Genomic DNA, 17,713 nt, shown 5'->3' on the forward strand with positions numbered 1-17,713 from the left:
TCATGAGGCGCCTCGGTCTGCGTTGAGCTCCTGCCCGAGGTCAGCCTCGAACTCGGCGACGTTGTCGTCGAACGGCAAACCTTTCTGACGCTTCCACCGCCACAGGATGCCCTTTACGAGAAGACGCTCAGGAAACAGCGTCTGGTCGTCATCAGCCGACAGTACGGCGGCAGGGCCTTCCGGATCGCGCAGCACCCAGTTTTTCGACACGTAGTCGACGATGGCGCCAGTGCCGGCCGATGGCGGCGAAAACAGCACCTGGTTACCCTTGACGAAGAAATACGGCTGCGCGGACGGAATGCCGACGATGACGGCCCATTGACCGCTGTTCGTGATCGGGCGCGCGAACGTACCCGCCGAGGTCCGGACGGAGCCGCCAGGCGTCAATCGCTCGAAATCCGATGGCAGGTTGAGAGGCGATGCGACGGCCGTTGCCTGCAACAGCATCTGCTGCCAATCACCGCGACGCGCGATTTCGTCGCCGGCCTCCTGGGCAAGCGCAACCATGGTTTGGGCATTCGGGTTCACCGATCCATAGACGCTGTCGAACCGATCGAGCGAAACGACGTCGCAAACCTCGTTGATGGATGACAGCAGCGTCATGGCGTTGGGCCTCCGACAACGACTTGAGCGTTGCCCCAGCGGGCGCGCTCATCTCCGATCTTGATGCCAGAGAGAGCCAACATCTTCAGTTGCACGGCGGCGCCCGCCTTCGTGACGTCGCTTCCCCAGATCGCGATTTCTTCGACGAGCGCGTAAAGGTAGGCGTCGTACGCCTTTTCAAGCAGCCAGTTCGTGGGGTTGGCGGGAGTGAGCGGCGGGAGCTTCCCGTAATAGGTGATGGTCAGGTTGCCGTCGCCGACTGGGCGAACATTGATCGTGTCCCCGACGATGGCGTAGCCGGTCGGGATGCCCGATCGGCCCATATAGCTTTCCGACAACTGCTGCAGTGCTACAGCGCGGATAGGCAGGCCATTGGCGTTTTTCACTTCGCGCGCCTCGAGAAAATCCGGCGGCACGGTCCCGGCACCGTTCGTGACCGCAACGGTGCTTGTTACCTCCATGTCCGCCACGCGCAGGAATCGGTTGAGCTTCAACTCTGCGAGGCCGAGGAAACGCGGGAAAAGGTGCGCGATATCGTTGCGGCCGCTGTACTCGCCGGCATCGACGAGCAGCGTGGCATAATCGGAGATAGGGCTCACAGGGGAACCTTCCGTGCACGCTCGGCGTCGGCATGCATGCGGGACCGATCGATGAGGCGGGAAATGCGCTCGTTCGCTTCCTTGTGGCCCTCCGGGTCCTGCTCGGCGCTGGGCCGGCTCGCCTCGATGGCCTTCACCTGCGATTTGATGCGCTTAAACTCGACACTCATAGGTGCCCTTCCTTCGTCCGCCAGGCGCGGTTGTCGGAACTATTAAGGAACCGCTTCACAAAGCGATCGTCGCCCTCGCTGTGGGCCTGCACCAGGCCGCTATCGTGGGCGATGTTCAGCGGGATCGAAGCGACCCGGTGCCAGTCGCCGCGCCAAGCCTTTTCGGCACTGTTGCGGACTTCCAGATTTTCGCTGATGAGATTGTCGACGGGGTAGTCGACGCGAAAAACGTCTTTCTCCCCATCGAACAGATGCCAGACCGATCGGCCCGTCACCGCGTCGTGATCGTAGAGCGTCCAAGCTCCATCACGAATGATCATGCGAAATCACCCGGGAGCGGGTCGGCGCGCTCGGCTTTGCCGGCCTCGATCAGATCCTTGGCGATTTTGACCGGGACCAAAAGCTCGGTTCCCGCCGGCACTCGCTGTTCGTCCTCTGCCCAGACATCGTAGAGCAGGCGAATGGGAACACCGCTCGTTTCGGGCCTGTCTGTATCCGGCGAGGTCGGCGAGGTCGTTGCGGGCTTGTTGGGGTCTGCCATTTCCGTTTCTCCTAAAAAGGAAAAGGCGAGCCGAAGCCCGCCCTTTCAATGAACGCTGTTGAAACCGTCGCGATTAGCTCGCGGCGGTCAGGCCGAAGAGGTCGGCGGCGACGCCGAGGCCCTTCTCGTTGTGGACCTTCAGCGTGCCCTCACCGATGATGACACCCTTGTCGGCGTCGCCCGTCTTCGCGACCGCCTTGTCTTCCTGGATCTTGCGGAGCCAGAGGAAGGACAACATTTCGGGGTCGATGAAGAAGGCATTCCGGGCCTGCTGGGCACCGGTCGCTTGCACACGGTTCGGATGGATCATCACCGTGCCGAACGGGCCTTCGTAGTAGTCGGCCGTGGCAACGATGGTGTTGCGCTCGCCGCCCTTGGAGACGGCATAGCGGAACGGAGCAACGTTGCTGTCCGACATGAAGGTGACGAACACGCTCTTGACGTAGGGCGACACCGAAACGTGACGGAAATTCGCCCCGTTCTGGTAGCCCTGCTGCATGACGCTGTCCAAGATGGGCTTGGTGAACGCACGCTGGGTGCCGTCGGTCGGCGCGACCGTGAGGCCGGTACCGGAGTTGAAGCCGCCGTTGGCGCCGGTGGCACCGCGGGAGACGTTCGAGGTGATCCAGGTGTTGAGAGAGCCGAACTCGCGGGTAGCGCCACCAACTGATGCGTTGGTGTCGACGATGGCGAATTCGACGTCCTTTCGGATCTCGACGCCCTTCTTCAGCTTCTGGTACTTCCGCTTTTCGGCGTTGCCCGCGTTTTCGACGGCCTCCTGGGTTGCCGAGATGATCCAGTCCTTGCGCAGGATCTGGGTGTAGTTGCCGAGGCGAGCCGGCGGGTTGATGGCGCCGAATGTGTATTCGTCACCTTCAGGCTTGATGTTCGCGGCCGGAGCGGCGAGCTCGTCAGTTTCCCACTCGGGATGCACACCCTTGGTGGTGCCTTTCTCGATCAGGGAGTAGATCGGGGTATCTTCCGGCGTGATGCGCGACACCACGTCGGAAAGCTGCTCACGATTGCCCGTGGCGTTCGTGGTCTGGAAGGTGTTAGCCAGTGCGGCCATGTTCGTGTTCCTTCGAAGCTGGGGTTAATCGAAGTCGATGGACATCGCGTCCTTCATCGACCCGGTTTTCGACAACCGCTGCATCGCGTCCTTGCTCTGCCGAACCTGCTGGTTGGCGACACCGTTCGGACGAGGGTTCGGCGTGGCCGGAGGGGCCGCCGTGACCTTAGTCAGCGCCTTGTTCTTCGCCTGTTCGGCGGCGAGGCCGATCCGGGCGTAGTGGGCGAGCTTGAACATCCGGTGATCGGTGATGCCGGCCATCTCCTCATTGGAGAAACCGAGTTGGCGGGCGGTGTCGAAGGCTTCATTGAAGAACTTCGTTCGTCCGTCATCGGTTTTCGTCTGGGGGAAGGCCTCGGCAAGCAGCGTGCTTTCCGTCGACAACAGCTCATCGCTGGCGCCGGCTGAAAGCTCCTCTGCAACCTTCTTCGGTTCGGCTGCCATGTCGATCAGGCGGTTAACCTGACTGAGCGCGGCGTCGTAAACGGCCTTCTGGCGCGTGAACTCTGCCGGGTTGTTGACAGCCAACTGATACGTGGGTTCCTGGGGGAGCTGCTGGAAAAGGAAGTCTGCGACAGCGTTCACGGTGTTCGCGACGCGGGTTGTCATAGCCTCAAGAGTTCGGCCTTTATTGGCGGTCTCCTGAGTTTTGTAACGGTAATCGCGCTCCCGCATGTAACCGAGCTTCAGCTCGGAAAACGGTACCTGCTCGCCGCCCTTCAGGGTGATGAGATGGTTGTCGGCTACGTTGGCTGCCTGGCCATTCTCGGCACCGGCTGGCTCGTCGCCTTCGGCGTTCTCTGCGGTCTCGCCGGCCTCTTGACCTTCAATGGTTTCAGCCGTCTCGCCTTCGATCCCTGCCGTTCCTTGTTCCGAGTTGGCCGGCTTCTCTTCGTCGCCTGGCTCCCAGAAGTTCAGATTGTCCGGGTTGTCGATGTCGGTCGAGGGTGTAACGGTTTCGTTCCCGGCGGTTGCCAGGTTGACGCTCTCGTTCATGGTGTGGTGCCTCTAAGGTTTGGCCCGGGCCCTATGCCGGGGCGTCCTTCCCGTCAGCATTGGCTTGCCCCTCGGCGAGGAACTTGAGCTTACTGCGGAAATTTCGGACAGCCCGCGCTTCGGCCGCATAGGCGGCGCGGGCTTCGTCGTCTTTCAGAGGGGCGGCGATGCAGCCGTTGATGGCTGATGCTTCCAGATCGTCCATGACGAGGTGAAAGAGCGGATTGTCGAGCATCGCCCGGGCGGCGGCGCGTTTCTCGTCCGGCTTCATCCTGGCACTCCACCGATCTGGGTTTGCGGGATGCGCTGCCCGACCATGGCTTGCGCCATGGCCTGGTCACGCTTGAGAGCGATTTCCTGGTCGATCTGATGGCGCTTCAAGGCGGCATCGCTTTCGATCTTCGCCATGTCGACCTTGGTTTGCTCGGCGAGCTTCTCGCGATCCAGTTGGCTTTGAAGCTTCGCCTTCTCCATGTCGGCTTGCGCCTGCATCTGGATCTTCTGCATTTCCGGATCCGGCTTCTCGGCGTCGGCCGCCATGCGCTTCTTAAGCTCCTCGGCGTCGGGCTTGGTGAAATACAGGTCCGGTGACTTCAGGCCCGCCGCCTCAACCGTCTTGGCGATCGAGTTATAGAGGTTGTCGGGCGTCACGTACGGGTTTTTGACCGGACCGAGTGACGCGAGCAACTTCTCCTGCAACTGCTGGATCATCTGCACCATCATCATGTCGCGCTCACGCGTACCCGCGCCGAGGCCGGTGTTCACGGTGGCATCCATGCCTGCATTCCAGTGCCGGGGATCGAAGGTCACCCACTCTCCCCGCAACCGGACAGCGCGCGGCTTGTCCTGGTGCTTGATCGTGAGCCGCAACAACCCCTGAAACACCCGCTTCAGGCCCTGCGCAAACGTGCGAACCATCAGTTCGGTTTGGCCGATGCCCGCGGCCTCGATCATCGCCGAGGCCTTCGCCGTCATGTTCTGCAACGCGTCCGGTGCCATGCCGCTCGATGCGTCGGAAATGCCGGTGCGGTCAGTCGCCTCCTGGTCGAGATAGGAAAGCATCGCATAGGACTTGTCCGCGACCATCGGAACAACGTTGTAACCGACGGCGGCGCGGACGTCCGTTCCTTGGCTCACCCGGATCGGCTGACCGAACTTCGGGTTCAAGACGGCTTCCGGGTTCTCGATCGTGCCTTCTTGAACGATGGGCTGCTGGTTGTTCTGCCAATAGAGGTTGTCGAGCGTCTGGCGAAGCAGCACCGTCTTGATGCGCTGGATTTCCGCCATGTCGTCGGTGATCGAATTGCCTTCGCGCTGGTGCGGCCGGCGCTCGGTGATCAAGTCGGCGAAAGGCACCTCGTCCCATTCCTCATTTTCGAGGAGGTTTTTCTCCGCGGTCCCGCCGGCAAAGACCATGCGGCGCAACTCGGCGATTCCGTCGTCGTCAGCGTCGATCCGGACATACAGCTCATAGTAATCGACCTCCTGCGAAGCCTTGTCGGCCTGGTCGTCTGCATTGACGACATCACGGCGACGGGCGAACTCCTCCGTTTCCGCCTCGTCGTCATTGGTCGTGGTTGGCAGGCTGTCAATCACGGCCCGGTCATAGCCCATCGCGACGAGGTCGGACCGGCGCATCTTCATGCCGATGCCGGTGCAAAGGCTGTCGTCGATCGACATCGCATCGGGATGGATGAGGAACTCCTCAAGCGGCACCGCGGCAAGCCTGGTGCAGCCCTTCTCGATCACACGCCGAATCTTCAGATCGTAGACGGGGACCTGCTGCGGACCCTGTTCGGTCTCGACCATTTCGACCGACTGCGCCTGCTCAAGCACCTCGACGTTGTCATCGGCGACGAGCTGCACCATGGCAGCCTCATCAAGGCCAGTGTGGCGCGAGGTCTCGACGACCCGCTTCTTGTCGTACCACCAGCGAATGACGCCGTTGCGCAGCTTCAGCGCGTCGTGCGCGGCATCCTGCACCGCGTCGTATCCATCGCTTTCCGGGAACACGATGTAGTTGATGTAGTCGGTTGCCTGCTCGGCGCCGGCCTCGTCGCCTTGGTTCACCGGCTCGTATTCGACGACCTTGTCGTTGCCGAGGATCGTCCGGATGATCGAGGGCAGAACCTTCTTGATCGCAGCGCGAACGTCGCGCGAAACCACTTTGGAGCGGTTCGGGTCGGCCGGCACGTCCTTCATGGTGCCATCGTAATACTCCATGGCCTTGATGCGGTCGGCCGAAAGCTGGTCGCGGAAGCTCTCGCAGTCCTTCACCAGTTGCGTCACCTGCGACGCGACCTGTCCATTCGTCAGTGCTGACATCAAACAACCTTCCGATCAGTGAACGCCCATGCGGTGTTGGATGGCTTCACTTTGGCAAAGCGCTTCATCATCAGCGCGTAGCGAGACGCTGAAATCACGTCGTCGCGCTCTTTCACGATTTTCCCGTCTTTCCGGTGATAGAGCCGGAACTCTTCGAAGAACTCGCGGCAGGTCGAAAAGACCTTGAACCGGCCCGTCTGCATCCGCTGCAGCATGTCCGAGATACCGGCCTCAACACCGTTGGTGCCATCATCAAACGTCGCCCGCTCCGGCAGCATGTTCAGGCCCTGGCCTCGATACTGCGCGGCAAGCTGTTCGCCGCTGCCCTTGTCGTGCTGCAAACCGTCATGCGGCCACGACCACGGCAGCCAGGCGCCCCAAGGCTTCAGCGCGGCCGAATGAATAATCGGCGTCGCTTCGCGCTCCCGATAGACCTTCGTCACATAGAAGGTGTCGCTGTCACGGTCCCAGGCGCAACCAGCGGCGCCGAACGGATGATCCCAGCCGAAGTCGAGACCGCCGACCTGGACCCAGTGTTTCGGGATCTCGAACGGGGCGACCGTGATGCTCGCTTCCGAGACGGGGAAGATGCGTCCGGAGCCGAGCGACGGGATACCCTTCGTTCGAGCCTCGCGTTCGTGCGCCGGATAGCTGGCGATGATGCGAGCTCGCTCCTCTGGGCTATAGTGCTCGGCATCGTCGATCGTCATCGTGATGACGGTGCGGTATTTGGCACCCTCGTCGTCACCCGGCATGATGAACCTCGCAACGACCGTGCTCATGCCCTTCAAGGGGGTGAACGTGACGGCCACAGAGCCGCCGGTCGCGTTGGTGCGGGTGATACCCTCTAGATAAACGTCCTCGGGCGGTTCCTCATCGAACCAGACGAAATCAACCGTGTTCGCCTGCCACTTGCTGCGGCCCTGGTCATAACCTTTGAGCAAGACCGTCGATGCGCCGCCTGATGCATGCCGAACTGTGACCGTATCGAGCGCGCCAGAGACACCGCCGCGGCGCGTGGTGCCCAAAATTGCGGCTTTCGGAATATAACCAGTGCCCCAATCCTCTTCGCTCATCGGCGGCCCGATCAAGAGTCGCTGCACGCCGTCGCGCGTCAGTTCGTAGGATTCAGAGCCGGCCAGCATCGTAATAGGCCGATCCCAGCGCCGGCCTGGCCACCAATCCGGATACTCCCCCGTCAGGTGCATCGCTGCTTCGGCAGCACCAGACAGCGTTTTGCCGAGCTGGTTACCCGCCATGAATAGACGTTCGCGATAGGCCGCACCCGCCTTATGAAATTCGATCTGCTTTTTGTACGGCCTATACGTCGCCAACCGGTTCTGACGGTTCCTGCGATCCTGTTCCGCCAGCAGCGCCGCCAACTCCTGCTTTTCCGAGTAGCTGAGCGATTCGAGCATTCAAACGCTCCTCGGGCATCGTTTCGAGGCTGCCGGACACGTTGAGGTCGAGCTTTTCGCCGTACTTCTTCGGCCGGAGCTTGCCCGCCATCCATTTCCGCGCTTCGACGCGAAGCTGTGAGCGCCTGACGGCCTCGCCGTTCTCGCGCCAGCCAATGCTTTCGCCTTCGGCGCTGACCTTCTCCATCCAGTCATTGCGGCCATCGTCGGCGATCGAAAGGATTTCATCAAACAGCGCATCAGCCTGAGCTTCGCGTGCGCGGGCGTATCTCTCCGAAAAGTCCGGCTTCTCACTCAACCACTTGAAGACGGTGGACTGCGCCGGCATGTCGTCGGCTTCGCAAATCGCTTTGAGGCTTGCGCCGGTCGCGATCCGCTCGCAGATCGTGTCAACCAGTTCGTCCGAGAAGCTACTAGGCCTCCCCATGATCTCTGGCTTCTTATCTTCGCTCATTGAGGTCAACCAATCAGAGGCGTTAGGTTGTGGGCGCGTCAATTCACCACTTGCCTCTGTATCCTTCCTCTGCTGATCATCCGAGGGTTCGCCTGCTTAGTAAGCGGGGAACTCAATAACAGAAGAGGAATGACGGAATGAAACCAGGCAGCATAGTGAAATTGAAATCCGGCGGACCGAGCATGACGGTCAGGTGGATCGATGATGGTGACGCTTATTGCGAGTGGTTCAGCGAAGTTAAGGGAGCTCACGAAAACAAAGGGGCTTCATTTCCGCTTACGTCATTGGAAGTGCTACAGGCCTGATCGTTACATCAGAAAATGAAAAGCCGCCCGGTGACAAATCGGGCGGCTATTTTTTCCACGGTTTCCGTGGTTTTTGCTTGCGTTACCACGGAAACCGTGGGATAACAATCTTACCGAAGCAATCCCGCTTCGGCAGGACTAGGAGCCTACCATGAGCCTCAAGCTCAGCTTCCAAGTCCGGATCGGCAAGTGGAGACTGACTATCTCCATTAGCCGGTAACCGGGGGCCGGAGGGGTCTAGCCACCTCTCCGGTTCCCCCAAATGTAGCAAACCGTAGGAGAACCTACAATGACGACAACTGTCGCAGGCGAAAACATCTTGAAATATTGGCGTACCGGAGCGGGACTAACTCAGGCAGCCTTTGCAGCGGCGATGGGTGTCCCCTTGCGGACATACGAAGATCTGGAAAGCGGCAAGTCGGCTATCCGACCTGTCCATATCAATGCTGCAGGCTGGGCCATGATAACGCTGGCATCGGAGAGCCCTTTGAAAATGGGTTTCTTGCCGCTCGAATTGGCCGCCGTTGTGCAAAAGTTTGTGCCCAGCCCACAAGGGCTGTAGCCTGCATCGATACAAAACTGGTTGCGGGGGACGGAACGTCGCATTCGGCGCAATTCACGACTATATTTTTCCTATAGCATTCTCGTGTCCCGAGGGAAATAGCAATCAAGCCGTTCTGCGCAATTTTCCGGTGTTTTCGTAGCCGAAATGCACGGCCAACGCCGTCAGACCTTGCTTTAGGATTTCTATATAGGCCCGCTGAAGGTTCTTGCTCTGCGTCATGTCCGAAATAGGCCGCCCCTCGCCGGCAATCTTGACCATGACGTCATAGCCGATACCGAGAATCCGGCGGCAATCGGCGAGATCGATGCCGGCCTGTATCTGGCTATCGGACAGCGCCGAGCGCGGACCACCGCCGTCGACCGGCTCGCGGCTGTAGTCGAACGAACCGGCGCCGGAGCCGCCGAGTGCCTCCCAGATGCGGCGGAACTTTTCGCCGGCCTTGACCTGGGCGTCATTGATCAGCCGGCGCTGTTCGAGCACGACAAGCGCACTCTCCTTCACGTTGACGGCGACAAGGATCTTCTTTGGGTTCCATGTCTCGCCGTCGTGGGCGGCGTTGTGCAGTGGGTTGTCTACCTGCTTCAATTCGGCGTGCGCCTGGGCCGAACCGATCGTCGGCAGAGAAATCGGGCTCGATTTTGCCTTGCGGCCTCGCTTTGCCATTTAGCGCTTGGCCTCCGTTTTATGGACTGCGTGCAGGATGGTGGTGTGGTCTCGCCGGAAGACGCGGCCGAGCATCGGAAGTGAAAGGTCTTTCCGCTCTTCGTAAACTGCGGCCATGCAACGATGACGAGGTTCAATCAGTCGCTTTTCGCGGCGAACGCTGGTGATGTCTTCCCATGTGACACCGGGATACAAAACCAGCACTTCCTGGACGATGTCGCGCACTGGCCGGCGAACGCCTACACCTTCTGACGAATCTGCGTGTTGACACAGCGTCTTCGCCTGTTCGAGGATACGCGCCTGCGCATCCGCCAGCGCTAATTGGAGCGACAGTATCAGCTTGGATTGTTCATCGTTCTGGCTGGCCAAACGCTTCGCCCGCCGTTCGAGGAGGAGGATTCGATCGGCCTGTTCGAGTGTGCCAGGCGGCAGTTTTGGTTGCGGGTTCATTGGAAGCTCCTTTCGGATCGGCGCCGCTCGGCGGCGAGGTATTCCTCCCGGGTCTGCCCGGGCTTCGCTGCGGACGAGAACGACGGCGGCGAGCGGGAGCTCGGGCCGCTCGTCCGAGCATTGCGGATCCAGTTGCGCCAGGTCGCCGGCCAATCGAGCTTGACGGCGTCCTTCCCCGCTTTGGCGGTCCAGTAATCCCGAAACTTGTCGAACTCGATCAGGGCTCGGGAATGGTCAACGCCGATCGAGGCCGCGAATTCCAAGTCGGGTTTGAAATCTGCTGAAAGCCTTGACCCGCGTTTTTTGGAAGAGCCGACAGGTTCTTCTTTTTCTATTCTGGCATCTGGCTTCTGGTTAGCATTGCCTTCGCTATGCACTCGTAATGCGTCCGCATCGTTTCCAACGTCGTTTTCATTACCCTTTTTACCCCAACGTGCGCGGGCTGCTTTCGATCCTACCTCTGACTTTTCCGAGAGGTAGACTTGCTCTTTTTCGACACGATCGTTCCAGAGACCACCGTCGACACGATTGATTTTCCCCTCGTCGACCAGAGTTTCGAGCGCCTTTTTGAACGCCGAATTTGATGCTCCGCAGAGCCGCGCCAGGCGCGCATGATCTTCCGGAATTGGCTCGCCGCGTTCGTACATGGTAGAGATGAGGGTGATATAGATACCGGTCTCAACCGCGCTCATGCCGCGCGTGCCTGCGAGCCAGTCAGAGGGGAAGAACCGTATCCATGGCATCTTGCTCATACGCCGCTCCATTCGGAAATGAGCCGTGCGCCCTTGCTGAGATTGCAATCGCGACATGCCACTGTGAGGTTTTCCGGGTCATTGCTGCCGCCCAGAGCGACAGGAAGGATGTGGTCGACGTGAAACGGGCCTTCGGTCGTGCCGCAATAGCGGCATCTCTCGCCGTCACGCTCGAAGATGGCGGCTTTCGCGCTCTGCGACATCGAGATGCGTGACGTAAGGCCATACCCTCGCCGGTCGATCTTCCCATGGGTGATTTCATCGGCCGCGACGTCGAAGAAGGCCAGCAGATCATCCTTGATCGCAAGCCACTTCTTGACGCTCATCCGCACCACGCGGGCCAGCTTCGCATCATCGTTCGGCAGCCTGCCCCCGGCATTCCACATAGCCATCAGCAGCAGCATGTAAGCCCCGATCTGCTCGGTGCTCAAATGCAGGGTGTCGCCGATGAAATCGGAGACGTACAGCTGCATGAAGGGGCGTTCGCTCACTCTGCCGCCTCCGCTGCGCAAAGAAGGCCGCATTCGGCGTCATGTTCCTCTTCGAACACCGGGTCGAAAAGATCTGGCGCCCGCCTAATTTCACCGACCAGGTCAGCGATCATGTCGCGCCGATCGAAGGAACCGCCGGTCAAATCCTCCTGTTCAGCCCACCAGTTAGCGCGGGCGGGGTTTTGCCGAATGATGCGCTTGCGAATGCCTCTGCCTTTCATGAAACAGAGGTCACAGTTCCCTTCCCATGGCTGCAGCTTCAGGTCGAAGGGCTGCCGCGACCAGAAAGTCATGATGTCGGCCTTGCATACTTTCGCCCTGGCGAGAGGATAGACGACACGACGCCCCGTCTTTTCCGCATCCTCAAGCCCGCGGAAAATTCTCATGCCTTCGTCATCGCGCAGTCCGATGATCTCGCTGTATTGTCCAGGAGCAAAGCCGAGATGCTCGGCGAGAGCTTGCAAGGGTGTCACTTTGAGATACTGGCTGCACCAGCGCTCTTGCCAGTTTGGGAGACGCTTCTTTTTCCTGATCAAAGCCGAGAATGGCTCACCCTTTCGAGCGGCGCTGTTATAGCCGACGCGCTCGAACCCTTCCGCCGCGTCACGGAACTCCACCCAATATATTGGGACATCCCAGCGGGACTCGCACTCGTGAACGAAGCGCAATGTCTCTTCGCGCTCCCTGCCGGTGTTGGCAAACGCCACAACGACATCGGCTGGAAGCGCGCCATTGTGCGCTTCAAGGATCTTGTGAAGCATGTAGGCCGAGGTACGACCGCCCGAGAAGGAAATCAGCGCTGGGCCGATGATGAAGTATGAACTGGTCACGCGTCGCCTCCCCGGGCGCGCTTGGCGTCTGCCTCGGCTGATCTCTGATAGTCCTCTCGGATGTCGCGCAGCATCTTGAGTTTGGCGCGCTGGACAGAGTTGCCACAATCGCCGATGCGGGTGCGCAGGCCTTTGATTTCACCATCGAGAAACGCGATCTTCTGTGGGATCATAGCGACCATCGGCTCACCCTTCCTTCGTCACCGAAATCGGGATTTCCACTGCCTCGAACAGCCGGCAGGCCTTTGCGGAATGAGGGATGAGGCGGTTGGCTTTGTTCAAGATCGGGCGATTGCAGAAAGCCTTTTTCAGTTCGCAGGGCGCTTTCTTGTGACGCTTGCCGTAATAGCCAGGGTCTGCCGGCACCTTCTCGATACTTCCGCCTGCCACCTTCCGCGACTTCCAGATGTGCCAGAATATGCACTCGCGGCAGGTTTTACCCTCAGGCCCCGTTCCGGCGATGTGTGCCTGGCCGAGATACGTTTCCGCGATCGGTCTATGGACTTCCTTCGCGGTAAGATGCTCGCTGAAAAGAAGGTGCTCGGCCATCGCTATGCCTCCAACGATTGAACGTTGGCGAGCGGGTCCGCTACCATTCGCAGAAACTTCTGCCGGTTCTCGATGCGATACCCGGTGCCCCAAATGGTGCGAATGGCGATGCCGCGCTGGCTCAGTTTCTTCCGAAGCTTGTGCACCCAGACCTGAGGGGTGGCCTCGCAACTGTCCTCATGCCACCCGCGGGCGGCCAGAATGATTGCATCCTTCGACACGATGTCACGAGAGGCCAGGCAACGAAGAACGCGCTGCTCGGTCGGGGTCAGCATCCAATCAAGCGGAAACCGCAGCTTCGGAGGCATCAACTCTTTTTCGAGTTGGCGAATGCGCTCCTTAAGAACCTCGTTTTCCTCACTGACGGCTATCATGGCATTCATTCGGCATCCTCCGGCTGGGTTTCGCGCTTCGTCCCCACTTCGTCGCGGAGTTCAGGCGCTATGGCGAAAGCCAAGGACCGAGCGAACCGCAGCAACGATCGAGCGAACGAGATGCGCATCCTCGCCGCCCAGGAGAGCGGTGGCCTCGGCAATTGCGTCTTCATTTTTCTGCACCTCCTGGCGTGCCTCATAGACAAGCCCGCTCAGGTCCTCGACGCGGCGGAGCTCATGTCCTCTGATGGAAATTCTGGGGTCCGCGTACCAAGCGTCACGGGTTCGGGTGTACGACCAACCGAGGTGCCTCGCTGCGGTCGCAATTCGTATCTGCACGCTGCCGACGTTCTTCGGCGCGATTTTGGTCTGTAGTGCCTTCTGACAAAACGTGGCCGTAGTCATTTCTGATTTCTCCGACGACTTTTCGGACATTTCCGACAACTCCTGTGCGATCTCTGATCTCGTTGAAGGAGACGTTGATGCGCACAGGCATTACTTCCGAAGGAGAGGACGGCGCCGCGCCAACGGCTGCCGGTCCCTTCCAGGTCATTCCATTCCGCAGAGCCGCCGCCGCACACGAAGGCTCTGCTGCCGGTGACGATCCGCTGTCGTCACCGGCCATTCCCTTGGGAGCCGCAGTTCAAGCCGTGGTTTTGAAGCTGGCGAACAAGCGGATCCGGTTGAGGGTTGCTCGCGCCGACCGAGAGGAGGAGGAGGAGAGCCGGCGCGAGCGATGATCGCGGGGGAAGAGGGAAAACCGCGATCAATCCTTGGGCTTGAAGCCGTTCCAGCGAAATTCGAGCTCGGAAAAGAGCGCGACACCGCCGAGGAGCATTGCCGTGACGATGGTTCCGGCGAGCGCAGCGGCGATGAACATCAGGCCGCCCTCTTCTCTTCCGGCTTCGCCAGGGTCGTGAACCTGTTCGGAGCCGTGCGAACGTCTTTGACTTCGCCTTCAATGAAGCGCTGAACCATTGCGTCGAGGCCGGATGAAATCTTCTTCATGCCAACTCCCTTTCCTTAGCTCGCAGGCACGTGCCGCAGTGAGTTCGGCCATAGCCGCCGCAGTTCTCTGGACGCTGGCAATTCGGGCGCAGCGGAGAAGGCAGCTTGGCTGGGAATGTGGTTGCCCGTTCAGCCTCCGGGCCAGAGGGTTCGAGGTCGGGGCTACCCCCTTCGGCCTGGTCATCCTCTTGGTTGGCGCCTCCATCGTTGGTTTCGGGAATAGCCTGATCGGACGGCGACGGATCAACGCCAGCGGCGTTCGCCAGTCGGGTATCTCCCTTCACTGCAGCGATTGCGCCGCCGTCCGAACCCGGAAATTCATCAATGTTTTCTCGTGTACGCGCAGGTGCACGTGCGCGGGACTTGCTCAGGATCGAAACGTAGTCGTCGACCCGGTCGCCCTTCTCTTCCCGCTTCACCTTCTTCTCCTCGTCGAGACGCATCTCGGCGATGGCACCCTTCAGCGCTGCGACTTCCTTGGAGACGTTCTGACCAACCCAACCGAGAGCTTTGAGCTCTTCGCGCAGGTCGCCATAGATCGTCTTGAGGTCGTCAGCCGCCTGCTCGCGCATGTTCTCGGCCTCATTGATGAGGCGCGCCGTGCGCTGGGCAATCTCGTCGGGGATGGTAAGGGCTTCGGTCACTGGACCAACTCCCTTTCAGGTCTCGTAACCGTCGCGGGCCAGTCGGCACCCGCCGGCCAGTTGACCGAGAACCAGGCGACCACCTCATCGTATTTCTTCGCCGTGAAGGTCTTTCCCTGCCGTATCCGGGAGAAGAACCGACCGTCTGCGGCGCACTGCTTGCCAACGGTTGATTCCGTGAGTTTGCGCGCCGCGCTGTACCGCTCGGCCAAAGTGAATAGATTTGAGGTGAGTTCGTTTTCCATGTCCCAATGGATAGTTGAAAATCTCCCACTCTGCAAGGGGATATTTTCAACTCGCACATTGAAGAGGTTTTTTCCTACAATCAGGCCATGACAGATCTAAAAACCATCGTCGAAAAGCGACTTGAGGAATTGAACCTCAGCCCGATCGAGGCCGCGACCCGCGCCGGCCTGGAACGCACTTTCTTGCGCGACATCATTGTCGGCCGGAAGAAGTCAGTTCGCGCCGACAAGATGGGGGAGCTTGCCAAAGCCTTGAGGCTTGACCCCGGCGCGCTTGCTCGCAATGAAATGGTCCCTGTGGATATCGTCGGGCAGCCGGCGCGCCCTACCCCCAACGCAACTTTCCCACCGCGGTGGCAAGCCTTCCCCGCGGACGTCCGAATTCCACTTCGGGGACACATCGCCGCTGGCGCCAATGGTCGCTTCATCCTGAATGGGCAAGATATCGCACACGTATTCTGCCCTCCCGGCCTTGAAGGCGTCGAAGGAGCTTATGCTGTCCAGATTGAAGGGACGTCGGGAGAGCCGCGCTTTTACCACGGCGAAACGGCGTGGGTGAACCCTCACACAAAGGTTCGACAGGGCGATGATGTAATCGTGCAGGTCCTTGGCGAAGGCGATGACGACGAGGTTTCAAGCTACCTGAAGCGCTTTGTTTCGCGCTCTGGGGACGTCCTTCGCCTCTACCAGTACAATCCTGGCAAGGGCGAAGAACACGAGCTTGAATTCCCCGCTGACAAGGTATTCAGCGTTCACAAGGTCGTTTTTCACGCCATGCTTTGAAGCAGATCAGCGCCCCGCCATGAGGGCCTGATGGTCAAGTTGCGGAACGCTGTCGGCATCTTGGGGCATTCACTGCACCGGATCTTCCTGCAAAGCTGCATGTAGTTGTGCACGCCCAGGTCGGCGGCCTTCTGAAGGTTCGCCAGGTGGAGCACACGCGAGTGCCCACAATCATCACAAGCCACATAAACGCTTTCGAGCTCGACGACCAAACGAAGGGCGTCGGGATGATCGACGGGAGCACTACGCGACATTCTTCTCTCCTGTGTTCCTATTTTGTTCTCATCAAAACAGCAGGAATGAAACCGAAAGTCGAGTCGACTTTCTGAAATAATTCGCTCGCCACAACCCTTAGTCACGCCCGCGCCGTCAGCCGCGAAGTCTGGCGCTTGGCGGCATCCGTGACCATGACCGATTCTCTCCGTTCAACGCCCCTTCCCACAAAAGTAGGAAACTTTCTATTTTCTGATTGCAAAGTTGGAAATCTCCAACTATCTTCAACTTCAACAGCAAGGCGCTGATGAAGAGGACAGAACGATGAGCATCAAGGGCATCACACAAGACATCGTAATGAACGCAAAGGGCTTGGCGTTCGCCATGTCGTGCGACCCGTCCGACGCCACCGCGCAAGCCGCCCTCATGGAATTTCTTCAAAAGACCTATTGCGACCTCGCATCGCTCGCTTGGCAACTCGGCGCCGACGGCGATGTCTTTCAGCGCGAAGCGGTCCCGGCATCCGAACTCGCCGGTGAAGCCTATTTCGAGCTCAACCGCGAGAGGGAATTCGAGGCGCCGGCTCGCCGCCAGACGTATTCGACGCTGAACCACCGCCAGCAGTTCGGCTCGCCAGTCGTGGGAGCAACACTCTGATGGGCAAGGTCAACACTCAACTCCCGGTCATGTGCGGCGCTTGCAAGAACTTCTTCGCGAATGAAAAGGCCGCCACCGACCACATTAACGCGAAGCATCAGGGCCGGCGCGTCGGTGTCTATAGCCGAACCAAATTTGTCGACCTTCGCGAAGATGACGAGCCGTCCATGGCAGACCGGCAGATCGCCGCGATGCTGGCCGTCTCCATGGGCGAATACACCGACGACGAATGGCTGCTGCCATGACCCGCCCCGTTTCCTACGCCTGCGACCCGTCGCAGCGGCACTGCGAGTGCGGCCACTGCGCCCTACCGCCGGCACGCAACATCGATCTGGACGCGGTGACCGACTTCAACCGCGCCGCCTATTCCACCGCCATGTTCCTGATCCTGCTTTCCGCCGTCCTCGCCTTAGTGGCGATCGGCACTTGGAACACGGAACAGGCCCACCGTGAAATCGTAGAAGCCAGGAGCGTCTGATGGCCGCCACCGATGTCGAACACAAGATGCGCCGCCAGACTGAAGCGGCAAAGTCGTTGCTGTTGAGTTTGCGCGAACAAGGCGTCGACGATGACGCCGAACTGGTCGCCGACACGATCGAGGGCGAAACCAACCTGCTTGAGGCGATCGGCGCCGCCCTTGCCCAGATCGACGAATGCGACGTGCAGACCATTGGCCTCAGCGCGAAGATCGAAGCATTCGAGGGCCGGAAGAAGACGAGCGAGGCCCGGGCCGAGCGCCTACGGGCGTTGATCGAGCAGGCTATGCTGGCGACCGACCAGGACAAGCTCAAACTGCCGACGGCAACGCTGTCGCTCACCAAGCGCGCGCCTGGGCTCGTCGTCGTCAACGAGGCAGATATCCCGGTCAAGTTCTGGATCGAGCAGGAACGGCCAGCGCCGAAGCTCGACAAGAAAGCCCTCACCGCCGCTCTGCGCGAGGAGAACGCCAGCATTCCCGGCGCGACGCTCGACAACGGTTCGTTTTCGCTCTCGGTCCGGAGGAAGTGAC

At 60.0% G+C, this 17,713-nt stretch carries 31 protein-coding genes; 8 read left to right on the forward strand and 23 right to left on the reverse strand.

Annotation, left to right across the window (positions count from 1 at the left end; genetic code table 11):
• The 11 genes from BC360_RS11440 to BC360_RS11485 all read right to left on the reverse strand — a co-directional run bounded on the left by BC360_RS11440 (position 1) and on the right by BC360_RS11485 (position 8,148).
• Positions 1 to 603, reverse strand: a complete 603-nt coding sequence (locus BC360_RS11440; protein ID WP_065795247.1) for a hypothetical protein — start codon at positions 601 to 603, stop codon at positions 1 to 3.
• Complete coding sequence (locus BC360_RS11445; RefSeq protein WP_065795248.1) at positions 600 to 1,202, reverse strand: hypothetical protein; 603 nt, start codon at positions 1,200 to 1,202, stop codon at positions 600 to 602. The genes BC360_RS11440 and BC360_RS11445 overlap by 4 nt, the downstream gene beginning before the upstream one ends.
• Positions 1,199 to 1,372: a hypothetical protein gene (locus BC360_RS32140; RefSeq protein ID WP_161491375.1), complete on the reverse strand. Its 174-nt coding sequence runs from the start codon at positions 1,370 to 1,372 to the stop codon at positions 1,199 to 1,201. Before BC360_RS32140 ends, BC360_RS11445 begins: the two co-directional genes overlap by 4 nt.
• Positions 1,369 to 1,692, reverse strand: a complete 324-nt coding sequence (locus tag BC360_RS11450) for a hypothetical protein (RefSeq protein ID WP_065795249.1) — start codon at positions 1,690 to 1,692, stop codon at positions 1,369 to 1,371. Before BC360_RS11450 ends, BC360_RS32140 begins: the two co-directional genes overlap by 4 nt.
• The gene (locus BC360_RS11455; RefSeq protein WP_065795250.1) at positions 1,689 to 1,913 is read right to left on the reverse strand and encodes a hypothetical protein; all 225 of its coding nucleotides are present in this window, start codon (positions 1,911 to 1,913) and stop codon (positions 1,689 to 1,691) included. The genes BC360_RS11450 and BC360_RS11455 overlap by 4 nt, the downstream gene beginning before the upstream one ends.
• 73 nt (positions 1,914 to 1,986) lie before the next feature.
• Positions 1,987 to 2,982: a DUF5309 domain-containing protein gene (locus BC360_RS11460; RefSeq protein WP_065795251.1), complete on the reverse strand. Its 996-nt coding sequence runs from the start codon at positions 2,980 to 2,982 to the stop codon at positions 1,987 to 1,989.
• A gap of 24 nt (positions 2,983 to 3,006) precedes the next feature.
• Positions 3,007 to 3,978 (reverse strand): hypothetical protein, encoded by a 972-nt coding sequence (locus tag BC360_RS11465; protein ID WP_065795252.1) that lies wholly within the window; start codon positions 3,976 to 3,978, stop codon positions 3,007 to 3,009.
• Positions 3,979 to 4,009: 31 nt separating this feature from the next.
• Positions 4,010 to 4,249, reverse strand: coding sequence for a hypothetical protein (locus tag BC360_RS11470; protein WP_065795253.1), 240 nt, complete (start codon positions 4,247 to 4,249; stop codon positions 4,010 to 4,012).
• Positions 4,246 to 6,303 carry a phage portal protein gene (locus BC360_RS11475; RefSeq protein WP_065795254.1) on the reverse strand — a complete coding sequence of 686 codons (2,058 nt, stop codon included), beginning with the start codon at positions 6,301 to 6,303 and terminating at the stop codon, positions 4,246 to 4,248. The genes BC360_RS11470 and BC360_RS11475 overlap by 4 nt, the downstream gene beginning before the upstream one ends.
• A complete protein-coding gene (locus BC360_RS11480) occupies positions 6,303 to 7,721 on the reverse strand; it encodes a terminase large subunit domain-containing protein (RefSeq protein ID WP_065795255.1) in 1,419 nt (472 codons plus the stop codon). Before BC360_RS11480 ends, BC360_RS11475 begins: the two co-directional genes overlap by 1 nt.
• Positions 7,624 to 8,148: a hypothetical protein gene (locus BC360_RS11485; RefSeq protein ID WP_065795256.1), complete on the reverse strand. Its 525-nt coding sequence runs from the start codon at positions 8,146 to 8,148 to the stop codon at positions 7,624 to 7,626. Before BC360_RS11485 ends, BC360_RS11480 begins: the two co-directional genes overlap by 98 nt.
• Positions 8,149 to 8,312: 164 nt before the next feature.
• Here BC360_RS11485 and BC360_RS33130 point away from each other — a divergent pair, with 164 nt between their 5' ends.
• Positions 8,313 to 8,480 carry a DUF2158 domain-containing protein gene (locus tag BC360_RS33130; RefSeq protein WP_083222516.1) on the forward strand — a complete coding sequence of 56 codons (168 nt, stop codon included), beginning with the start codon at positions 8,313 to 8,315 and terminating at the stop codon, positions 8,478 to 8,480.
• Between the two features lie 289 nt (positions 8,481 to 8,769).
• Complete coding sequence (locus BC360_RS11490; RefSeq protein ID WP_065795257.1) at positions 8,770 to 9,042, forward strand: helix-turn-helix domain-containing protein; 273 nt, start codon at positions 8,770 to 8,772, stop codon at positions 9,040 to 9,042.
• A gap of 105 nt (positions 9,043 to 9,147) precedes the next feature.
• Here the strand turns inward: BC360_RS11490 and BC360_RS11495 are convergent, their stop codons facing one another.
• Genes BC360_RS11495 through BC360_RS11535 form a run of 9 tightly spaced genes read right to left on the reverse strand, consistent with a single transcriptional unit; the run spans position 9,148 to position 13,589 of the window.
• Complete coding sequence (locus BC360_RS11495) at positions 9,148 to 9,708, reverse strand: hypothetical protein (protein ID WP_083222517.1); 561 nt, start codon at positions 9,706 to 9,708, stop codon at positions 9,148 to 9,150.
• On the reverse strand, positions 9,709 to 10,158 hold the full coding sequence (locus BC360_RS11500) for a helix-turn-helix domain-containing protein (RefSeq protein ID WP_065795258.1): 450 nt from the start codon (positions 10,156 to 10,158) through the stop codon (positions 9,709 to 9,711).
• On the reverse strand, positions 10,155 to 10,910 hold the full coding sequence (locus BC360_RS11505; protein ID WP_065795259.1) for a YdaU family protein: 756 nt from the start codon (positions 10,908 to 10,910) through the stop codon (positions 10,155 to 10,157). The genes BC360_RS11500 and BC360_RS11505 overlap by 4 nt, the downstream gene beginning before the upstream one ends.
• Entirely contained in the window at positions 10,907 to 11,401 is a 495-nt protein-coding gene (locus tag BC360_RS33135) for a DUF1376 domain-containing protein (RefSeq protein ID WP_083222519.1), read from the reverse strand. The genes BC360_RS11505 and BC360_RS33135 overlap by 4 nt, the downstream gene beginning before the upstream one ends.
• Positions 11,398 to 12,231 carry a phosphoadenosine phosphosulfate reductase family protein gene (locus BC360_RS11515; RefSeq protein ID WP_065795260.1) on the reverse strand — a complete coding sequence of 278 codons (834 nt, stop codon included), beginning with the start codon at positions 12,229 to 12,231 and terminating at the stop codon, positions 11,398 to 11,400. Before BC360_RS11515 ends, BC360_RS33135 begins: the two co-directional genes overlap by 4 nt.
• Positions 12,228 to 12,413, reverse strand: coding sequence for a hypothetical protein (locus tag BC360_RS11520; RefSeq protein ID WP_065795261.1), 186 nt, complete (start codon positions 12,411 to 12,413; stop codon positions 12,228 to 12,230). The genes BC360_RS11515 and BC360_RS11520 overlap by 4 nt, the downstream gene beginning before the upstream one ends.
• 4 nt (positions 12,414 to 12,417) lie before the next feature.
• A complete protein-coding gene (locus BC360_RS11525) occupies positions 12,418 to 12,780 on the reverse strand; it encodes a hypothetical protein (RefSeq protein WP_065795262.1) in 363 nt (120 codons plus the stop codon).
• Positions 12,781 to 12,782: 2 nt separating this feature from the next.
• The gene (locus tag BC360_RS11530; protein ID WP_065795263.1) at positions 12,783 to 13,163 is read right to left on the reverse strand and encodes a helix-turn-helix domain-containing protein; all 381 of its coding nucleotides are present in this window, start codon (positions 13,161 to 13,163) and stop codon (positions 12,783 to 12,785) included.
• 51 nt (positions 13,164 to 13,214) lie between these two features.
• Complete coding sequence (locus tag BC360_RS11535) at positions 13,215 to 13,589, reverse strand: hypothetical protein (protein WP_065795264.1); 375 nt, start codon at positions 13,587 to 13,589, stop codon at positions 13,215 to 13,217.
• Between the two features lie 47 nt (positions 13,590 to 13,636).
• On the opposite strand from BC360_RS11535, the gene BC360_RS11540 reads away from it, so the two are divergent.
• Positions 13,637 to 13,894: a hypothetical protein gene (locus BC360_RS11540; protein ID WP_065795265.1), complete on the forward strand. Its 258-nt coding sequence runs from the start codon at positions 13,637 to 13,639 to the stop codon at positions 13,892 to 13,894.
• A gap of 139 nt (positions 13,895 to 14,033) precedes the next feature.
• Here BC360_RS11540 and BC360_RS32960 read toward each other — a convergent pair whose 3' ends face one another.
• The 3 genes from BC360_RS32960 to BC360_RS11550 are packed head-to-tail and all read right to left on the reverse strand — an operon-like array spanning position 14,034 to position 15,051.
• The gene (locus BC360_RS32960; protein ID WP_274533918.1) at positions 14,034 to 14,162 is read right to left on the reverse strand and encodes a hypothetical protein; all 129 of its coding nucleotides are present in this window, start codon (positions 14,160 to 14,162) and stop codon (positions 14,034 to 14,036) included.
• A complete protein-coding gene (locus tag BC360_RS11545) occupies positions 14,159 to 14,806 on the reverse strand; it encodes a hypothetical protein (protein ID WP_065795266.1) in 648 nt (215 codons plus the stop codon). The genes BC360_RS32960 and BC360_RS11545 overlap by 4 nt, the downstream gene beginning before the upstream one ends.
• Positions 14,803 to 15,051 (reverse strand): hypothetical protein, encoded by a 249-nt coding sequence (locus tag BC360_RS11550; protein ID WP_065795267.1) that lies wholly within the window; start codon positions 15,049 to 15,051, stop codon positions 14,803 to 14,805. The genes BC360_RS11545 and BC360_RS11550 overlap by 4 nt, the downstream gene beginning before the upstream one ends.
• Positions 15,052 to 15,138: 87 nt before the next feature.
• Between BC360_RS11550 and BC360_RS11555 the strand changes: the two genes are divergently transcribed.
• From BC360_RS11555 to BC360_RS11580, 5 genes are all read left to right on the forward strand, one after another.
• Positions 15,139 to 15,834, forward strand: a complete 696-nt coding sequence (locus BC360_RS11555; protein ID WP_139109999.1) for a S24 family peptidase — start codon at positions 15,139 to 15,141, stop codon at positions 15,832 to 15,834.
• A gap of 537 nt (positions 15,835 to 16,371) precedes the next feature.
• On the forward strand, positions 16,372 to 16,704 hold the full coding sequence (locus tag BC360_RS11565; RefSeq protein WP_065795573.1) for a hypothetical protein: 333 nt from the start codon (positions 16,372 to 16,374) through the stop codon (positions 16,702 to 16,704).
• On the forward strand, positions 16,704 to 16,949 hold the full coding sequence (locus BC360_RS11570) for a hypothetical protein (protein ID WP_065795269.1): 246 nt from the start codon (positions 16,704 to 16,706) through the stop codon (positions 16,947 to 16,949). Before BC360_RS11565 ends, BC360_RS11570 begins: the two co-directional genes overlap by 1 nt.
• The gene (locus BC360_RS11575) at positions 16,946 to 17,182 is read left to right on the forward strand and encodes a hypothetical protein (RefSeq protein WP_065795574.1); all 237 of its coding nucleotides are present in this window, start codon (positions 16,946 to 16,948) and stop codon (positions 17,180 to 17,182) included. Before BC360_RS11570 ends, BC360_RS11575 begins: the two co-directional genes overlap by 4 nt.
• A complete protein-coding gene (locus BC360_RS11580) occupies positions 17,182 to 17,712 on the forward strand; it encodes a siphovirus Gp157 family protein (RefSeq protein WP_065795271.1) in 531 nt (176 codons plus the stop codon). The genes BC360_RS11575 and BC360_RS11580 overlap by 1 nt, the downstream gene beginning before the upstream one ends.
• Position 17,713 lies beyond the last annotated feature (1 nt).

This window comes from Ensifer sp. LC163 (assembly GCF_001695855.1).
GTDB lineage: Bacteria > Pseudomonadota > Alphaproteobacteria > Rhizobiales > Rhizobiaceae > Ensifer.

Excerpts from the sequence above, each read along its gene's own strand:
- BC360_RS11520 (WP_065795261.1), bottom strand. The coding sequence starts at position 12,413 with ATGGTCGCTATGATCCCACAGAAGATCGCGTTTCTCGATGGTGAAATC.
- BC360_RS11535 (WP_065795264.1), bottom strand. The coding sequence starts at position 13,589 with ATGTCCGAAAAGTCGTCGGAGAAATCAGAAATGACTACGGCCACGTTT.
- BC360_RS11480 (WP_065795255.1), bottom strand. The coding sequence starts at position 7,721 with ATGCTCGAATCGCTCAGCTACTCGGAAAAGCAGGAGTTGGCGGCGCTG.
- BC360_RS11540 (WP_065795265.1), top strand. The coding sequence starts at position 13,637 with ATGCGCACAGGCATTACTTCCGAAGGAGAGGACGGCGCCGCGCCAACG.
- BC360_RS32960 (WP_274533918.1), bottom strand. The coding sequence starts at position 14,162 with ATGAAGAAGATTTCATCCGGCCTCGACGCAATGGTTCAGCGCTTCATT.
- BC360_RS33130 (WP_083222516.1), top strand. The coding sequence starts at position 8,313 with ATGAAACCAGGCAGCATAGTGAAATTGAAATCCGGCGGACCGAGCATG.
- BC360_RS11455 (WP_065795250.1), bottom strand. The coding sequence starts at position 1,913 with ATGGCAGACCCCAACAAGCCCGCAACGACCTCGCCGACCTCGCCGGAT.
- BC360_RS11550 (WP_065795267.1), bottom strand. The coding sequence starts at position 15,051 with ATGGAAAACGAACTCACCTCAAATCTATTCACTTTGGCCGAGCGGTAC.
- BC360_RS32140 (WP_161491375.1), bottom strand. The coding sequence starts at position 1,372 with ATGAGTGTCGAGTTTAAGCGCATCAAATCGCAGGTGAAGGCCATCGAG.
- BC360_RS11570 (WP_065795269.1), top strand. The coding sequence starts at position 16,704 with ATGGGCAAGGTCAACACTCAACTCCCGGTCATGTGCGGCGCTTGCAAG.
- BC360_RS11460 (WP_065795251.1), bottom strand. The coding sequence starts at position 2,982 with ATGGCCGCACTGGCTAACACCTTCCAGACCACGAACGCCACGGGCAAT.
- BC360_RS11565 (WP_065795573.1), top strand. The coding sequence starts at position 16,372 with ATGAGCATCAAGGGCATCACACAAGACATCGTAATGAACGCAAAGGGC.
- BC360_RS11495 (WP_083222517.1), bottom strand. The coding sequence starts at position 9,708 with ATGGCAAAGCGAGGCCGCAAGGCAAAATCGAGCCCGATTTCTCTGCCG.
- BC360_RS11485 (WP_065795256.1), bottom strand. The coding sequence starts at position 8,148 with ATGGGGAGGCCTAGTAGCTTCTCGGACGAACTGGTTGACACGATCTGC.
- BC360_RS11555 (WP_139109999.1), top strand. The coding sequence starts at position 15,139 with ATGACAGATCTAAAAACCATCGTCGAAAAGCGACTTGAGGAATTGAAC.
- BC360_RS11470 (WP_065795253.1), bottom strand. The coding sequence starts at position 4,249 with ATGAAGCCGGACGAGAAACGCGCCGCCGCCCGGGCGATGCTCGACAAT.
- BC360_RS11450 (WP_065795249.1), bottom strand. The coding sequence starts at position 1,692 with ATGATCATTCGTGATGGAGCTTGGACGCTCTACGATCACGACGCGGTG.
- BC360_RS11530 (WP_065795263.1), bottom strand. The coding sequence starts at position 13,163 with ATGAATGCCATGATAGCCGTCAGTGAGGAAAACGAGGTTCTTAAGGAG.
- BC360_RS11580 (WP_065795271.1), top strand. The coding sequence starts at position 17,182 with ATGGCCGCCACCGATGTCGAACACAAGATGCGCCGCCAGACTGAAGCG.
- BC360_RS11575 (WP_065795574.1), top strand. The coding sequence starts at position 16,946 with ATGACCCGCCCCGTTTCCTACGCCTGCGACCCGTCGCAGCGGCACTGC.
- BC360_RS11505 (WP_065795259.1), bottom strand. The coding sequence starts at position 10,910 with ATGAGCAAGATGCCATGGATACGGTTCTTCCCCTCTGACTGGCTCGCA.
- BC360_RS11440 (WP_065795247.1), bottom strand. The coding sequence starts at position 603 with ATGACGCTGCTGTCATCCATCAACGAGGTTTGCGACGTCGTTTCGCTC.
- BC360_RS11500 (WP_065795258.1), bottom strand. The coding sequence starts at position 10,158 with ATGAACCCGCAACCAAAACTGCCGCCTGGCACACTCGAACAGGCCGAT.
- BC360_RS11465 (WP_065795252.1), bottom strand. The coding sequence starts at position 3,978 with ATGAACGAGAGCGTCAACCTGGCAACCGCCGGGAACGAAACCGTTACA.
- BC360_RS11475 (WP_065795254.1), bottom strand. The coding sequence starts at position 6,303 with ATGTCAGCACTGACGAATGGACAGGTCGCGTCGCAGGTGACGCAACTG.
- BC360_RS11525 (WP_065795262.1), bottom strand. The coding sequence starts at position 12,780 with ATGGCCGAGCACCTTCTTTTCAGCGAGCATCTTACCGCGAAGGAAGTC.
- BC360_RS11490 (WP_065795257.1), top strand. The coding sequence starts at position 8,770 with ATGACGACAACTGTCGCAGGCGAAAACATCTTGAAATATTGGCGTACC.